This window comes from Micromonospora sp. ZG13, assembly GCF_059359355.1.
The window spans coordinates 54,828-70,187 of the sequence record NZ_JCADBQ010000023.1 but is presented as its reverse complement, the minus strand read 5'-3'; the positions used below and the strand labels follow the sequence as shown (position 1 = coordinate 70,187).

General features: G+C 73.1%; 14 protein-coding genes. 7 read left to right on the top strand and 7 right to left on the bottom strand.

Annotated features, from left to right (window positions below; translation table 11 throughout):
- Nucleotides 1–176 precede the first annotated feature (176 nt).
- The gene (locus AC5L34_RS28395; protein ID WP_441178044.1) at nucleotides 177–1,166 is read left to right on the top strand and encodes an N-acetylglucosamine kinase; all 990 of its coding nucleotides are present in this window, start codon (nucleotides 177–179) and stop codon (nucleotides 1,164–1,166) included.
- 389 nt (nucleotides 1,167–1,555) lie between these two features.
- Here AC5L34_RS28395 and AC5L34_RS28390 read toward each other — a convergent pair whose 3' ends face one another.
- From AC5L34_RS28390 to ngcE, 3 genes are all read right to left on the bottom strand, one after another.
- Entirely contained in the window at nucleotides 1,556–2,461 is a 906-nt protein-coding gene (locus tag AC5L34_RS28390) for a carbohydrate ABC transporter permease (RefSeq protein ID WP_396869862.1), read from the bottom strand.
- The gene (locus AC5L34_RS28385) at nucleotides 2,458–3,366 is read right to left on the bottom strand and encodes a carbohydrate ABC transporter permease (RefSeq protein ID WP_101411517.1); all 909 of its coding nucleotides are present in this window, start codon (nucleotides 3,364–3,366) and stop codon (nucleotides 2,458–2,460) included. Before AC5L34_RS28385 ends, AC5L34_RS28390 begins: the two co-directional genes overlap by 4 nt.
- A 69-nt stretch (nucleotides 3,367–3,435) precedes the next feature.
- Nucleotides 3,436–4,854 carry an N-acetylglucosamine/diacetylchitobiose ABC transporter substrate-binding protein gene (gene ngcE, locus AC5L34_RS28380; RefSeq protein WP_441178043.1) on the bottom strand — a complete coding sequence of 473 codons (1,419 nt, stop codon included), beginning with the start codon at nucleotides 4,852–4,854 and terminating at the stop codon, nucleotides 3,436–3,438.
- Nucleotides 4,855–5,050: 196 nt separating this feature from the next.
- Between ngcE and AC5L34_RS28375 the strand changes: the two genes are divergently transcribed.
- Nucleotides 5,051–6,580 (top strand): acyltransferase family protein, encoded by a 1,530-nt coding sequence (locus AC5L34_RS28375; protein ID WP_441178042.1) that lies wholly within the window; start codon nucleotides 5,051–5,053, stop codon nucleotides 6,578–6,580.
- Here AC5L34_RS28375 and AC5L34_RS28370 read toward each other — a convergent pair.
- The gene (locus AC5L34_RS28370; protein ID WP_494827757.1) at nucleotides 6,552–8,042 is read right to left on the bottom strand and encodes a CoA-acylating methylmalonate-semialdehyde dehydrogenase; all 1,491 of its coding nucleotides are present in this window, start codon (nucleotides 8,040–8,042) and stop codon (nucleotides 6,552–6,554) included. The two genes, AC5L34_RS28375 and AC5L34_RS28370, sit on opposite strands and share 29 nt — an antisense overlap.
- Nucleotides 8,043–8,059: 17 nt before the next feature.
- On the bottom strand, nucleotides 8,060–8,182 hold the full coding sequence (locus AC5L34_RS28365; RefSeq protein WP_494827759.1) for a hypothetical protein: 123 nt from the start codon (nucleotides 8,180–8,182) through the stop codon (nucleotides 8,060–8,062).
- A 174-nt stretch (nucleotides 8,183–8,356) separates the two neighbouring features.
- Here AC5L34_RS28365 and AC5L34_RS28360 point away from each other — a divergent pair, with 174 nt between their 5' ends.
- Nucleotides 8,357–9,409 carry a hypothetical protein gene (locus AC5L34_RS28360; RefSeq protein ID WP_494827743.1) on the top strand — a complete coding sequence of 351 codons (1,053 nt, stop codon included), beginning with the start codon at nucleotides 8,357–8,359 and terminating at the stop codon, nucleotides 9,407–9,409.
- On the opposite strand, the gene AC5L34_RS28355 is transcribed toward AC5L34_RS28360, so the two are convergent.
- Entirely contained in the window at nucleotides 9,397–10,077 is a 681-nt protein-coding gene (locus tag AC5L34_RS28355) for a Tat pathway signal sequence domain protein (RefSeq protein ID WP_494827741.1), read from the bottom strand. The two genes, AC5L34_RS28360 and AC5L34_RS28355, sit on opposite strands and share 13 nt — an antisense overlap.
- A gap of 377 nt (nucleotides 10,078–10,454) precedes the next feature.
- Between AC5L34_RS28355 and AC5L34_RS28350 the strand changes: the two genes are divergently transcribed.
- The 3 genes from AC5L34_RS28350 (at nucleotide 10,455) to AC5L34_RS28340 (ending at nucleotide 12,565) form a co-directional block, all read left to right on the top strand.
- A complete protein-coding gene (locus AC5L34_RS28350) occupies nucleotides 10,455–11,225 on the top strand; it encodes a TetR/AcrR family transcriptional regulator (RefSeq protein ID WP_494827739.1) in 771 nt (256 codons plus the stop codon).
- Nucleotides 11,226–11,400: 175 nt separating this feature from the next.
- On the top strand, nucleotides 11,401–12,030 hold the full coding sequence (locus AC5L34_RS28345; RefSeq protein WP_441178037.1) for a DUF6230 family protein: 630 nt from the start codon (nucleotides 11,401–11,403) through the stop codon (nucleotides 12,028–12,030).
- A 1-nt stretch (nucleotide 12,031) separates the two neighbouring features.
- A complete protein-coding gene (locus AC5L34_RS28340) occupies nucleotides 12,032–12,565 on the top strand; it encodes a DUF6114 domain-containing protein (RefSeq protein ID WP_494827737.1) in 534 nt (177 codons plus the stop codon).
- 1 nt (nucleotide 12,566) lies between these two features.
- Here the strand turns inward: AC5L34_RS28340 and murD are convergent, their stop codons facing one another.
- Nucleotides 12,567–13,913 carry a UDP-N-acetylmuramoyl-L-alanine--D-glutamate ligase gene (gene murD, locus AC5L34_RS28335; RefSeq protein WP_494827735.1) on the bottom strand — a complete coding sequence of 449 codons (1,347 nt, stop codon included), beginning with the start codon at nucleotides 13,911–13,913 and terminating at the stop codon, nucleotides 12,567–12,569.
- An 89-nt stretch (nucleotides 13,914–14,002) separates the two neighbouring features.
- On the opposite strand from murD, the gene AC5L34_RS28330 reads away from it, so the two are divergent.
- Nucleotides 14,003–15,352 carry a MurL-like N-terminal domain-containing gene (locus AC5L34_RS28330; RefSeq protein ID WP_494827733.1) on the top strand — a complete coding sequence of 450 codons (1,350 nt, stop codon included), beginning with the start codon at nucleotides 14,003–14,005 and terminating at the stop codon, nucleotides 15,350–15,352.
- The last annotated feature ends 8 nt before the right edge of the window (nucleotides 15,353–15,360 follow it).

Sequence of the window (15,360 nt, the reverse complement as noted above, 5' to 3'; positions counted from 1 at the left end):
AAAAGAGTGTTAACTGTTAGTGGTAAAAGTTCTTACTGAAAGCCCCTCCGTGTCAAGACCGTGGGCGAAGTTTTCAAACTGTTACCTGGCGCACAGCCCGGGAACCCGTCCGCCCCTTGCCGGCCGCCGCCGGGCCGACCAGCATGAACGCGGCGTCGATCGAGGGGTGGGTGCGGATGTCCGGCAGCGTCGTGGTCGGTCTCGACGTCGGAGGTACGTCCACCCGGGCGACCGCCCTGGCCCTGGACGGGCGGCGGCTGGGCAGCGGCCGGGCGGGCGGCGGAAACCCCACCAGCCACGGCGCCGAGCGGGCCGCCGGCGAGCTGCTGGCCGCCCTGCGCGAGGCGCTCGCCGACGTCGATCCCGCCCGGGTGCGGGGCGGCACGATCGGGCTGGCCGGGGCGGGCCGGTTGCTCGCCGACCCGGCGGGCCGCGACGCCTTCGACCGGGCCTGGCGCGACGCCGGCCTGCGCTGCCCGTACGCGGTGCACGGCGACGCGCTGGTCGCGTACGCCTCGGGCACCGCCAGCCCCGACGGCACGGTGCTCATCGCCGGCACCGGGGCGATCGCCGCCCGGGTCCGCGAGCTACGGCTGGAACGGGTCGCCGACGGTCACGGCTGGCTGCTCGGCGACGCGGGATCCGGCTTCTGGCTGGGCCGCGAGGCGGTCCGCCGGCTGCTGGCCGACCTCGACCGGGGGCACGCGCCGGGCCGGCTGGCGGCGCAGGTGCTCACCGAACTGCTCGGCTCCGCCGACGTGGCGGCCCGCCCCCGGGACACGGTCGACGCCCTGGTCCAGGCGGTGACCCGCCGGCCCCCCGTGGAGCTGGCGCGGCTCGCGCCCCTCGTGGTCGCCGCCGCCGTCGACGGGGAGCCGGTCGCCGGCGGACTGATCGACGAGGCCGCAGCGCACCTGGCGGAGAGCGCCGCGCGGATCCGCCCGGCCGGCGACGCCTCCCCGATCGTCCTCGGCGGCGGCCTGCTGACCGGCGACACCCCGCTCGCCGCGGCGGTACGGGCCCAGGTCGGTCGGCAGTGGCCGGACGCGCCGCTGCACTCGGCCGGCGACGGCGCCGCCGCGGCGGCGTGGCTCGCCGCGCTCGACCTGCCTGAGGTGACCGACCCGGTCGCCCTGCACGCCCTGCTGGTGCCGCCGACGGCCTGACCCGCGCGGCCGGACGTGCTGCCCGCCACCGCCGTCGGCGCCCCGGCGCGGTGGAGGGCGATCGGCCGCTGTCGAGCTGCCCCGCGCACAGGACCACCCTCGACGCGGACTCCGGGCTGAGGACTCCGGACGGCCGGACGCAGAACGCCGGACGCCCGACGCCGGACGCCCGACGCCGGACGAGGACGCCGGACGCCGGGCTGAGCGTGGCGGGCCGGCGGGTCCGACGTCGCGGTCTCATGGACGGGGCAGCTCGACAGCGGCCGAGGCACCCCACCGGCTCCGCTCGCCGCTCCGGGTCGGCGACGTCCGGCAGACCCGGGGCGATGGGATCAGAATCGGTCTCGGCCCGCGCCGACGAACGAGGCCGTCGCCGGCAGCCGACGGAGCTACTTGAGCTGGCCGGCGGTCAGGCCGGACTGGACCTGGCGCTGGAAGAGGATGTAGACCAGCAGGACCGGGACCACCGCGATCGTGAGACCGGCGAAGAGTTGCGCGTAGTCGCCGGCATAGCCCTGGTTGACCGAGAGCGCGGCGAGCCCCTGGGCCAGCACCCACTTGGACTCGTCGCCCTGCATGAGCACCTGGGGTAGCAGGAACTGGTTCCAGTGTTGGAGGAAGTTGAAGATGGCGACGCTGATCAGTCCCGGACGCGCCATCGGCAGCATCACCTGGAAGAACAGCCGGAAGTGACCGCAGCCGTCGACCAGGGCCGCCTCCGCGACGGCGGTGGGCAGGGTACGGAAGAAGGCGGTCAGGAAGAACACCGTGAACGGCAGCGAGTAGGCCGCGTACACCAGGATGAGACCCGTCCAGGTGCCGAACAGGCCGGCGTTGCGCACCACGAAGAACAGCGGCACCAGGGCGAGGAAGACCGGGAACATCAGCCCACCGACGAACAGGTAGTAGACGACCTGCTTGCCGCGGAACTCGTAGCGGGCGAAGACGTACGCGGCGGTGGCCCCCATCAGCATGGTCAGGGTGACCGAGCCCGCGACCACCACCAGGCTGTTGAGGAAGTACTGGCCGATGTGCGCGCCGCTCCACGCCCGCGACCAGTTGTCGAAGCGCAGCGCGCCGGGCAGCGACCACGGGTCGGCCAGGATCTCCGCGTTGCTCTTGAACGAGCTGATGAACATCCAGAGCAGCGGCAGTACGGTCAGCGCGCCCCAGAACAGCAGGAAGCCGTGCGACAGCACGTTGGCGACGCCGAGTTCGCGGCGCACCGGGCGGTCGGCGGGGCCGGAGGGCTCGCGGGGCAGGGCCACGGGGGCGGGCTTGTCCAGAGTCGTCACGAGTACTCGATCCTGTCTCGCTTGCTGGCCCGCAGCGCCAGCACCGCCACCGTGAGGGTCAGGAAGAACATCACCACGCCGATCGCCGAGGCGTAGCCGAACTTCGTCTCGCTGCCGAACGCCGTGTCGTACATCCGCACGCCGATGACGTCGGTGGAGAAGTTGGGGCCGCCGTTGGTCATCAACTGCACCAGGATGAACCCGTCCAGGGCGAAGATGGCCAGGTAGACCCAGGCGACCTGGACGGTGTCCCACAGCAGCGGGATGGTCACCTTCCACAGCGTGGTCAGCCGGGAGGCGCCGTCGAGCATGACGGCCTCGTAGATCTCCTTGGGGATGGCCGACATGGCCGCGCCGAAGAGCACCACGTAGAAGCCGACGTTGCTCCAGATCATCACCGCGAGGACGCACCAGAAGGCGGTCCTCGGATCCCCCAGCCAGGTGGGCGCGCCCAGACCGACGCTGTTCAGGGCGCTGGTGAGCAGGCCCTTGTTCGGGTGGTAGACCTCCTTCCACAGCAGCGCGATGATGACGACGGAGAGGACCTGGGGGAAGAAGTAGACCGTGCGGTAGAACGACGATCCGCGTACGCCGCTGACCCCCGCCCGTCCCTTGCGCCCGCCCATGTTGAGCATGGCGGCGAAGAAGAGGCCGAGCACGATCGTCAGCACCGGAACCAGCGCCAGCAGGATCGCGTTGTTCTTCAACGCGTTCCAGACGTAGTCGTCGTTCCACAGCGTCTTGAAGTTCGCCAGCCCGACAGAGTTGGCGTCGGCCGAGTAGCCGAGCCAGTCGGTGGTGGAGATCTGGAACGCCTGCAGGTACGGCGACACGACGAAGATGACGTAGAGCAGCACCGGCGGCACCAGGAAGGTGACGATCAGCGGGTACTTGCCATGTCTCACGATGAGGTCCTACCTCTTCAGCGTCGGCCCGGTGGGAGCGGGACGTCCCCGCCCCCACCGGCCGGGATGTCAGACGGCCCGCTTGTACTTCTTGATCGAGCTGTCCTGGGCGATCGAGTCCGCGCCCTTCTGGCACTGGTCGAGGAACTCCGCCGGGCCGATCCGACCGCTGAAGAACTCGCCGCACGCGGCGTCGACGAGGTTGCGCTCCAGCTTGCGGTAGTAGTTGTTGTAGACCCAGTTGAAGCCGTTGCTGCCGGATGCCTCCAGCGCCTTGACGACCGTGTTCAGCCCGAACGGCAGCTCGACGCCCTCGCTGGCGCCGGCCACCACGGTCAGGCTGGAGACCTTCTTGGTGAAGTCCTGTGCGCCCTTCTTGGAGAGCATGACCCGGAAGAACTCCAGGCCGCCGGCGACGTTCTTCGCCTTCGCCGGGACCATGAACGGCTCGCCGGCGGTGCCCCGGACGGCCTCGAACGGCAGCTTGTCGCCGCTGCCCAGGCTCGGGGTCGGCTGGATGGTCATGTTGAACCCGGCCGGCGTGACGTCCTTCTGCTCGCTCTCCAGCCAGGAACCGCAGGAGATGAAGGCCGCCTTGCCCTGGCACCACGCGGTCTGCGACTGCTTGTGGTCGAGGCCGGGCGAGCCCTCGAGGATGAACTTGTCCTTGACGATCTGGTGCCAGGCGTCGGCCGCGGTCTTCATCGCGTCGGACTTCCAGGCGTTGGGCTCCAGGTTGTCGATCGCCGTGGCGACCGAGGGGCCGCCGAACTTGATGGCGGTCGAGATGACCGGCCAGCTCATGTAGCGCGGGTGCGCGCCCGCGTACGTCCAGGGGGCGATGCCGGCGGCCTTGATCTGCTTGCACAGCGCGATGTGCTCGTCCCAGGTCTTGGCGTACTCCCACTTGCGCTCCGCGAAGAGCTTGGTGGAGTGCCAGATGCCGTAGACGGTGTAGGTGTAGTTCATCACCAGGAACTTGCCGTCGTACGAGCCGACCTCGACAGCGCCCGGCAGCAGCGTGTCCTTGACCGTCTTGCCCGGGATGTCGAGGCTCGGGGCGGCGAGCAGCTCGCCCAGGTCGGCGATGGCGTTCTGCGACACCAGACCGTTGAAGTCGATCTGGTTGGCGCCGGAGTTGTTGACGACGTCCGGCGGGGTGTTGTCGACGAAGCGCGGCTGGAGCGTCTTCGCGATCTCCTGCGTCGCCGAGTGGTTGATCTTCGCCTTCGGGTACTTCTCGGTGTACATGGCCTCGTGGGCCTTCGCGTACTCCTCGCCGAAGCCGCCGTTGAAGATCACCACCTCGAGGGGCGCGTCCTCCTTGACACCGAGCGGGTTCTGCTCGCTCTTGGTGCCCTTGTAGGTGCCGGCGTCGCCCTTGTCGTCGTCGCCACCGCCCGTGGCGCAGCCGGTCAGCAGGCCGGCGGCGGGGGTGGCCAGGAGGCCGGCGGCGGCGGTGCGCCGCAGGATGTCACGCCTGTTCATGGGTCTCTCCTCGGATCGGTCCGGGCGGGCGCCGGATGGGGGATGGCGACCGCCACACGAGGCGCAGGGGGAATTTGTCTTCAGTTAGCAATATGTTGCTGAAGAATTTCTACGGCAGGAGGGCGCGGACTTCAACCCCCGGGGACCGAACCGTTATCAGCAGCGGCCAGCCCGCACCTGACGTACCCTCGGGGCCATGCGCCGCCTGCGGCAACTCGCCGCGCGCACCCCCGCTGGTCGGCAACGCTACGTCGACCTGCTCCGGGCGCTCGCCATCGGCATGGTCGTTCTCGGCCACTGGGCGGTCGCCGCGATCGGCGAGGACGCCGCCGGCCGACCGACGGGACGCTCCGCGCTGCCCGATCTGCCGTGGGCGTACCCGCTCACCTGGATCGCCCAGGTCATGCCGATCTTCTTCCTGGTCGGCGGGTACGCCAACGCCGCCTCGTTGACCTCCCGCCGGGCCGCCGGCGTCGACGCCACCGCCTGGCTGCTGGGCCGGGGCGCCCGGCTGCTGCGCCCCACGACCGCGCTGCTGCTGGTGATCGCCGCAGCGGCCGCGCTCGCGTCGCTCGTCGGCGTCGCGGCGACGCTGGTGCGTACGGTCGCGTGGTTCGCCACGATCCCGCTCTGGTTCCTCGCCGCCTACCTGATCGTGGTGCCGCTGACCCCGGCGATGCTCGCCCTGCACCGGCGCTTCGGCCTGCTCGTGCCGGCGGCACTGGCCGCGCTGGTCGTCGCCGGCGACGTGGGGCGGGCGCTGGGCCCGGCCGAGCTGGCGCTGCCGAACTACGTCTTCGGCTGGCTGGCCGTGCACCAGCTCGGCATCGCCTGGCGCGACGCCGACGCCGGGCGTCACGACGCCCACCCGGACGCGGCGGGCGGGCACCCGCCGCGCCCCGCGTCCGCGCGCGACCGGGCGCGGGGACGTCGGCTGCCGCTGTCGCGCCGCGCGGGCGCGGCGGCGCTGCTGGGCGGGCTGGTGGCGACGGTGCTGCTGACCACCGTCGGACCGTACCCGGTGAGCATGCTCAACGTGCCGGGCGAGCGGCTCGACAACGCGGCCCCGCCCAGCCTGGCCCTGCTCACGCTGACCGTCGCCCAGTTCGGGCTGATCCTGCTGCTGCGCGACCCGGCGGAGCGCTGGCTGCGCCGCCCCCGCCCGTGGCAGGCGGTGATCGCGGTGAACGCCGTCGTGCTCACCGTCTTCCTCTGGCACCTCAGCGCCGCGATCCTGCTGGTGGGGGCGCTGGACGCGGCCGGGGTGCTGCCGACCCCGCCGGTCGGGTCGGCCGCCTGGCTGGCCTGGCGGGCGCCCTGGGTGCTGATGCTGACCGTGGTGCTGGCCGCCCTGGTCGCCGTCTTCGGCCCCGTCGAGGCCCGTACCGGCCGCGCCGGGCAGGGCCGGACCGACGGCGACGCACGCGGCGGCAGCGCCGATCGCGACGGGAACGGCCGGCGGGCCCACCGCGCCGGGCAGGGTCGGCGGACCGACGGCGCGGCCACGTCGGGCCGCACGCCGGCCGACCCCGGGTGGCGGGCCACCGCGCGCAGCGCGCTCACCGCCGCCGGTTTCGCCGCCGTGGTGTACGCCCTGATGGTCAACGCCCAGACGCCGAGGTCGGCGCCCGAGCCGATGGGGCTGCCGGCGGCGGCGCTGGTGGCGTACCTGGTCGGGGCTGGCACCCTGCGCCTACTCAGGTCTGGGTGGGGAAGCCGAGGTTGACCCCGCCCTGCCGGGGGTCCGGCCAGCGGCTGGTGACCACCTTGCCCCGGGTGAAGAAGCGCACCCCGTCCTCGCCGTGCGCGTGCAGGTCGCCGAAGAGCGAGGCCTTCCAGCCGCCGAAGGAGTAGTAGGCCATCGGTACCGGGATCGGCACGTTGACGCCGACCATGCCGACCTCCACCTCGTGCTGGTAGCGCCGGGCCGCGCCGCCGTCGTTGGTGAAGATCGCCGTGCCGTTGCCGTACGGGTTGGCGTTGACCAGTTCCACCGCCTCGTCGTACGAGCCGACGCGCACGACGCCGAGCACCGGGCCGAAGATCTCGTCGGTGTAGATCGACATGTCCGGGGTGACGTGGTCGAACAGCGTCGGGCCCAGCCAGAACCCGTCGGCGTCGCCGTCCGGCTCGACGTCGCGGCCGTCCACCACCGGCACCGCGCCGGCGGCCACCCCCGCCTCGACGTACGAGCGCACCCGGGCGGCGTGCGCGGCGGTGACCAGCGGGCCCATGTCGCAGCCACGCCGGCCGTCGCCGGTGCGCAGCCGGCGCATCCGCTCGGCGATCCGGGCGACCAGGGCATCGGCGACCGGCTCCACCGCGACCAGGGCCGAGATCGCCATGCACCGCTCCCCCGCCGAGCCGAAACCGGCGTTGACCGCCGCGTCGGCGGCCAGGTCCAGGTCCGCGTCGGGGAGCACCACCATGTGGTTCTTCGCCCCGCCCAGGGCCTGCACCCGCTTGCCGGCGGCGGTGCCGCGCTGGTGGACGTACCGGGCGACCGGGGTGGAGCCGACGAACGAGACGGCCTTCACGCCGGAATGCTCCAGCAGCGCGTCCACGGCCTCGGCGTCGCCGTTGACCACGTTGAGCACCCCGTCGGGCAGTCCGGCCTCGGCGAACCACTGCGCCAGCAGCAGCGCCGCGCTCGGGTCCTTCTCGCTCGGTTTGAGCACCACCGCGTTGCCGCAGCCCACCGCGATCGGCAGGAACCACAGCGGCACCATCGCCGGGAAGTTGAACGGGGAGATCACCGCGACGACGCCGAGCGGCTGCCGCAGGGTGTACGAGTCGACCTCGGTGGAGACGTTCTCGCTGAATCCGCCGCGCAGCGCCGAGGGGATGCCGCAGGCGTACTCGATGATCTCCAGGCCGCGTTGTACCTCGCCGGCGGCGTCGGCGAGGACCTTGCCGTGCTCGGCGGTGATCACCTCGGCGAGCCGGTCCCGCCGCGCGCGCACCAGCTCCCGGAAGGCGAACAGCACGGCCGTGCGCCTGGCCAGCGACGCGTCCCGCCAGAGCCGGGCCGCGCGCCCGGCGGCCTCCACCGCGACCGCGACGTCCGCCGCCGAGGCCAGCTCCACCCGGGCCGTACGCCGACCGGTCGCCGGGTCGAAGACGTCCCCGTGCCGCCCGGACGAGCCACTGAACGGCTTGCCGTCGACGAAGTGCCCGATGACGTCCACGTCGTGCTCCGACGCGCTCACGCCGCCACCCCCGCCGCCTCGCGGGAGCTGGAGACCAGCTCGCTCGGCTCGTCGTGGTAGAGCGGCATCCAGGACGGGAGCACGGCCCGGTGCCGGGCGGGCAGATCGTCGGTGGTCATCGTCGCACCCTCTCAGCGGCGTTCGCGGTAACCGCACGCTGCCACCACCCGGCGGCGGGGACAAGGGTCGGTGTGCCCCCGGCTCGGGGGCCGCCCGACACCGTCGTCGCCCCGGGCCGGCGACGACCCGCCCGTGCGCCGGCCCGGCGGCCCGGCCGCCGGTACGATCCGGCGGTGCGGACCGGTGAGGTGGCGCTCCCGAGCGGCGCGGCGGGCACGAGCGCCGAAGCGATCACGGCCGGCGTACGGGCCTGGGTGGGCTCGGCGCCGCTGCGCGGCCTCGTCGGGCACTTCGGCGGCGACTGGCCGGACGGGGACCTGGCGGCGGTGCTGGCCCGGCTCGACGACTTCTCGGCCCGGCACTGGGACTTCCGGGGTGGCCGCGAGCGCCCGGACGCCCGGGAGCCGGCCTTCGACCCGGCCACCGCGCGACTGGTGCTCGCCACCGCCGCCGCGCTCGGCATGGTGCGTCCGGCGGCGCCGGCCCGGCCGCGCTACGCCCACCTGGTCGTGCTCGGCGGGTTGGCGCACGCCTGCCAGCGCCGGGTCGCGTACGCGGCGCACCTGCTGCGCGCCGGCACCCGGGTCACCGGCGAGGTGGCGGTGCTGGGCAGCTTCCGCCCCCTGTCCGAGGTGGAGTGCCGGGCCCTGGACGCGGCCGGCGTACCGCCCTGCGACACGGAGGTGGCGGCGCTGGACGCCGCGGTGCGACGCGAGTTCGGGGTGGCCGCCCCGGCCGAGGACGACGGTCGGGACGCCGGGCACCCGCACCACTCCTGGTCGTCGCGCACGTACCGGCCGGCGGACGGCCCGCCGGTGCGGGTGCTGGCGGCGCCGTCCAGTGATCCGGCGCGGCGCCGCGCGCACACCGCCGACACCCAGCGGTTCTGGGCCGAGCACGTCCGCCTGCGCGCCGGCGATCCGGTGCTGACGGTGACCGCGCCGGTCTACGTGCCGTTCCAGCACTGCGACGCGCTGCGCACCCTCGCCGGGCCGTACGGCTGCGCGATCGAGACCGTCGGCGTCGACCCGGCCCTGCCCGACGTGGCCGGGCTGCCCGAGCCGGCGCTCACCCCGGGCCGCTACCTCCAGGAGATCCGCTCGGCCATCCGGTCGATGCGCGCCCTGCACGCGACGCTGGGCGACGGCTGGTCGACGCACGGCCGGGGGCCGACGCGCGACGCAGCGCCGCACGCCGGCCCGGTGGAGCGCGGTCAGTTGACGTAGACGGGGCTGTTGCCCTTGGTGGCGTCGCGCACCGGCGAGTACGCCGCGGAGAAGTACGCCGTGCCGAAGCAGAGGCTGGGGCCGGAGAACTTCGTCAGCGTCTGGTTGGTGAAGGTGATCGAGTTGTTGGCGTTGGTCGCCGTGCCGGTCAGGCTGTTGGTGCCGGTCCGGTACACGCAGGTGATCGGGCCGAGCAGCGAGTTCAGCACGACGGTGCTCTGGATCGGCGCCGTCGCCGTACCGCTGATCTTGACCACCCCGGCGCTGGTGACCGAGGTCGCGTAGGGCAGGTTCTGGACGGTCACGCTCTGCACCCCGGTGGTGCCGATGACGTTGGTGGTGCAGCTGGTGAAGGACTGGGCGGTCAGGCTCTCGGTGGCGGTGCCCGGGGCCGCCGGGTTGCTCAGCACCTTGGCGCTGAAGCTGGACACGGCGCACTTCACGCCGGTGGTGCCCGTGGCGGAGGAGTAGAAGGTGGCGTTGGTGCCGGTCCTGAGGCTGGCCTGGATCACGTCGTTGACGGCGACGGCGGTGCCACCCGGCGTCGGGTAGGTCAGCACGTTGTTGGCGAGCGGTGCCGGGGCGGCGGCGGAGCCCGGGGCGGCGCCGAGGCCGGTCAGCAGCGCGAGGGTGGCGAGACCCACGCCGATTCGTCCGTACCTGAGCATGGTTCTTCCTTTCGGGGGACGGGGTGATCGACATGGCGCGGGCGGGGGTGCCCGCGCGGGCGTCGGGGGCCGTCGCGTCGCGGACGGCGGTGGAGGATGCCGGGCGGCCGTCGGGGCCGGGCGGCGGTGGTGGTGGTGTCGCGACCTCAGCGGGCAGGTCGGCGTGGTGTGCCGCGGCGTAGCGGCGTCACCTGCGTCTTTCCGGCCTTGGGAGGGCGCTCCTGTTCCGCGATAATGGCGGCCATCGAACCCTCCTTCGACGAGTCGAAGGGTGACCATCCGGAAGATCACCCAAGGTGATGGGATTCCGACTGAGCGTGCAGAAAGTTATAAACCCCGGAGGGTCTCAAAGTCAATCGAATCGAGAGGTGGGTACGTTGACCACGCCGCGCCGCCCGCATCCGGCACCCCTGCCGGGCGCACGCCCCGGCCGCGACCCCGACCGCGCGATCAAGCGCGGTCCGCGCCGGCTCTCCGCCGAGGCGGTGGCCGCCACCCAGCGGGACCGCCTCTTCGACGGGCTCGTGCGGGAGGTGGCGACGAAGGGCTACGACAACGCGCGGGTCACCGACATCTGCCACGCCGCCGGGGTGACCCGGCCGGCCTTCTACGCCCTCTTCAGCGGCAAGGAGGACGCCTTCCTCGCCGCGTACCGGCACGGCATCGCCGTGCTGTCACAGCTCATGGAGAGCGCCTACCGCGAGGCCGGACCGGCGTGGTCGGACGCCGCCCGCGCCGCGCTGCGCACCCTGCTGGAGGTGCTGGCGAGCGTGCCCGCCTTCGCCCGCATGGCGCTCGTCGAGGTGGACGCGGCCGGCCCGGACGCCCGCCGGGAGCGCGACGCGCTGCTCCTCAGCTTCCGCCGGTTCTTCGCCGACGCGGGCCCCGGCCCGACGGCCGTGGACGTGGACCGCGACGCGCTGGTGTCCACCGTGGTCGGCGGGATCCACGCCACCGTGCGCAGCTGGGTGGCCCGGGGCCGGGCGGCGGAGCTGCCACAGTTGCTGCCGGTGCTCACCTACGCGGCCACCGCGCCCTTCCTCGGCCCCGACGACGCGGCCCGGGCGACGCGGCTGGCCCGCCCGGCCGACGGCCCGGGCACCACCGCGCCGTGCGCGCCGACCGGCGAGGCGGCCGTGCCCCCCTGACGCCGGGTCTGAAACCGCAGCGGTTTTTCACTTTGGCCGCATTTGGCAGATACCGCCTCAACCAGTACCCGCCAGCCGTTGACCAGCCATTTACTCGGCGGTAACTTCAGCCTGCGCAAACGCTCAAGCTGATTTCCCATTGTCGTGGATGAATTGATCTCGAAAGGGAGCCGTCATGTCGGAGCAGATCGCACCGGTCGAACCCGATCCGCCGCGCAGCGGCGTGCGCTGGCGCCGGTTCGCCGTCACGCTGGGCACCGTCGTGGCGGGCGCCGCCGGCATGGTCGTGCTGACCGCCCAGGGCGTGCTGGGCGCCCAGTTCGCCATCTCCGGCATGCCGTTCACCGTCACCGCCGACAAGCTCACCGGCACCGGATTCGAGCAGTTCGCCACCCTCGACCAGATGATCCCGGACAGCCCCAACCAGGGCGACACCGGCGGGCAGGTCCTGGTGATCGTGTCGGCGATCGACAAGGCCGAGCTGACCAACCTCTGCCAGAGCATCAACCTGGGCGGCGTGTACCTGAAGATCACCGCCGGCGGCGACGGCAAGCCGGTCACCGCCCGCACCCTGGTCGTCGACGGCGACGAGGTCGCCGGCAACGCCTCGTTCCGGAACATCAACGTCGGGCAGGACGCCAGCACCCTCGACCAGGTGCCCGGCGTGAGGGGCAACCCCGGCGTCTTCGCCCAGCAGGCCGACACGGTGACCATCACCAACCTGCGGCAGAACAACTACGCCACCACGGCGGCCGTGTTCAACCTGCCCAACCTGCGCATGGCATTCACCTCCGACGGATGCTGACGTGACCGCCGGACGACACCACCCGGTGCCGGCCGCCCGCCGCCCCGGCGGGCGCTGGCGGCGCTGGCGGCGCTGGCGGCGGGGCCGCCCGTTCACCGCCGGCGTGCTCATCGCGCTCGGCGGCGTGGAGATGCTCGTGACGCTGCGCGCGCCGCTCGGGGTGCTGCTGCACGTCGGGCCGCAGGGGCTGGCCGCGTACCTGGTGCCGGCCGTCCTGGTGCTCTGCGGGGTGCTGCTGATCGCCACGCCGCAGCAGCGGGTCTTCTATGCCGTGCTGTCGCTGCTGCTCGGGCTGGTCTCCTGGTTGACCTCGAACCTCGGCGGCTTCCTGATCGGGATGCTGCTTGCCCTCGTCGGCGGGGCCCTCGCCTTCGCCTGGACGCCCGACAAGCGGCGCGAACCGGCCGACGCCACTGCGACGCCCCCGGCAACCGGGCCGGAGACCACGGACGAGGACGAGGACGACAGGGACGACGGCACCGCGCTGCTGCCGGGCGCGCGTACGCCGGACCCGACGCCGGCCGAGCGGGGCTGAGTCAGCCGGCGGTGTCGCGTACCGCCTGGGCGAAGACCTCGGAGCGGTGCTCGAAGTTGCGGAACCGCCCGTAGCTGGGCGCGGCCGGGGAGAGCAGCACCACCCCGTCGGCCGGGGTCAGCTCGCGGGCCAGCCGGACGGCGGCGACCAGGTCGTCGACCACCTCGGTACGCACCTTCGGCAGCCCGGCGAGCGCCTCGACGATCCGGGCGCCGCTGTCGGGGATGCCGAGCACGGTGAGCTCGCGCTCCGCGAGGTGCTCGCGCAGCGGCGTGTAGTCCAGGCCCCGGTCGGTGCCGCCGACGATCACCGTCAAGGGCCGCCCCTCGTACGCGTCGATGGCGTGCATGGCCGCGTACGGGCTGGTGGCGAGGGTGTCGTCGACGAAGGTCAGGCCGGACGGGTCGGCGATCTCGGTGAGCCGGTGGGCCAGCCCCTGGAACCCGGCGACCGCCACGGCCAGGGTGTCCTTGCGGGCCACCACGTCGACGCCGAGCGCGTCGAGCACGGCGAGGGCCACGCAGAGGTTGCCCTCGTTGTGCCGGCCCACGAGCGGCAGCACGGCGCGCGGGAACAGCGGCCGGTCGCCGAGGTGGAACCAGGGCGTACCGTCCGCGCCGCCGGCCACGTGGACGGTGTCCGGCAGGCCGGCGCGTACCGCCGCGCGGTCGCCCAGTTCGAGGGCGAGCCTCGGGTCGGCGCCGTTGACCACCACGGTCCGCGGCCCGTGCGCCAGCAGGTTGAGCTTGTCGCGGTAGTACTCACGCTCGCCGCCGTGCGCGTCGAGGTGCTCGGGGAAGAGCGAGGTGACCACCGCCACTCGCGGCGAGTCCGTCAGGTCGCTGCACTGGTAGCTGGAGAGCTCCAGCACGTACAGCTCCGCCTCCGGCAGGTCCAGCGTCGGCACGCCGATGTTGCCGCCGAAGACGTTCGGCCGGTCCACGGCGGCGAGCAGGTGGCTGATCAGGCTGGACGTGGTGCTCTTGCCCTTGCTGCCGGTGACGCCGACCGTACGGGCGGCGTGGTCGGCCATCCACAGCGCCGTGCCCTGGGTCACGGTCGCGCCGCGCCGGCGCAGCTCGACCAGCCACGGGTGGGTCTGCGGCACGCCGGGCGAGCGGACCACCACGTCGGCGGCGGCCAGCCGGGCGAAGCCCTCCTCGCCGGTGACCAGCGGCGCCGCCTCCGCCAGGGGCCCCTCCCAGGGCAGGCTGAGGAAGTTGGCGCTGTCGTCGACGGCGACCAGGTCGGCCGGGCCGTGTGCGGCGACCGCGATCACCGCGGCCCGGCCCTCCCGGCCGGCCCCCCAGACGGCGACGGTACGTCCGCGCAGGTCAGACAGGCGCACGGGCTCTCCTCGGGGGATCTCGACGGTGAGACGGGGGCGGGTCCGCCGCAGCCGGACACGGCCGGACGAACCAGGGCCTAGTATGGCGTGTGCCCAATGAGCAGCTGCGGCGGATGGACGCCTTCACCTTCCCGTCCTACTCGATCGACCTCTCCACCGGGGAGGTGTTGTTCGACTACGCCCTCACGGGCCCCGACGGCGAGCAGCGGTTCACCGAGGTGGTCACCCTCCCCCTGCCGGACGCGCCACCGTCGGACGAGACCGTGGCGACCCTCGGCCGGGTGCTGGAGCTGCTGCACGTCGTCGCCGGCGTCAGCTACTACAAGGCCGCCGCGCCGCCCCGCCTGGTGCTGCCGGCGCCGCTGGGCACGGCCGCCGCCGAGCTGGTCACCGCCGTCTACACCAAGGGCCTCGCGGAGTACGCGTACCGCAACCAGCTGCCGCACGTGCTCGAGCTGCGTCCGGAGGTGCCGGCGGGCGAGGTGTCCGCGCCCCGGGTGTACGACGACTCCGACCGGCGTCCGCTCTCCGCGGTCGGCGGCGGCAAGGACTCCATCGTCAGCCTGGAGGCGCTGCGCCGGGCCGGCTTCGACCCGGTGCCGTTCTCGGTCAACCCCAACCACGTGATCGTCGCGGTGAACGAGGCGTCCGGGCTCACCCCGCTCGCCGCCCGGCGGCGCATCGACCCGGTGCTGTTCGAGCTGAACGCAGCCGGGGCGCGCAACGGCCACATCCCGGTCACCGCGATCAACTCGCTGATCGCGGTCGCCACGGCGGTGCTGCACGGGCTGGGCCCGGTGGTGATGTCCAACGAGCGGTCGGCGTCGGACCCGAACCTGGTCTGGAACGGCCACGAGATCAACCACCAGTGGTCCAAGGGCGTGGAGGCGGAGGGGCTGCTGCGGGCGGCGCTGGCCGGGCACGCCGGGCTGACCGAGCCGTACTTCTCGCTGCTGCGCTCGCTGTCGGAGCTGCACATCGCCCGCGCGTTCGCCGAGATCGACCGCTACGACGACGTCGTGACCAGCTGCAACGCCGCGTTCAAGCTGCGCGACGCCAGCGAGCGCTGGTGCCGCGACTGCCCGAAGTGCCGGTTCGTCTTCCTGGCCATGGCGCCGTTCATGTCCCGCGAGCGGGTCACCCACATCTTCGGCGGCGACCTGCTCGCCGACTCCTCGCAGATCCCCGGCTACCGGGAGCTGCTCGGCGTGGACGGGCACAAGCCGTTCGAGTGCGTCGGCGAGGTGGAGGAGTCGGTGGTGGCGTTGAGCCTGCTCGCCGAGCAGGACCAGTGGCGCGACGCCCCGGTCGTACGCGCCCTGGTCGACGCGGTTCCGGCGACGGCCTGGTCGGCGGCGGCCGCCTCGGACGTCTTCACCCCGGGCGGCCCGAACCACGTCCCCCCACCGTACGCAAAGGCCCTCACTCCCCTCCCCTGACCGCCCGC

Coding starts and splice junctions, on each gene's coding strand:
- ngcE (WP_441178043.1), bottom strand. CDS start 4,854: ATGAACAGGCGTGACATCCTGCGGCGCACCGCCGCCGCCGGCCTCCTG.
- AC5L34_RS28355 (WP_494827741.1), bottom strand. CDS start 10,077: ATGCTCAGGTACGGACGAATCGGCGTGGGTCTCGCCACCCTCGCGCTG.
- AC5L34_RS28395 (WP_441178044.1), top strand. CDS start 177: ATGTCCGGCAGCGTCGTGGTCGGTCTCGACGTCGGAGGTACGTCCACC.
- AC5L34_RS28345 (WP_441178037.1), top strand. CDS start 11,401: ATGTCGGAGCAGATCGCACCGGTCGAACCCGATCCGCCGCGCAGCGGC.
- AC5L34_RS28365 (WP_494827759.1), bottom strand. CDS start 8,182: ATGACCACCGACGATCTGCCCGCCCGGCACCGGGCCGTGCTCCCGTCC.
- AC5L34_RS28375 (WP_441178042.1), top strand. CDS start 5,051: ATGCGCCGCCTGCGGCAACTCGCCGCGCGCACCCCCGCTGGTCGGCAA.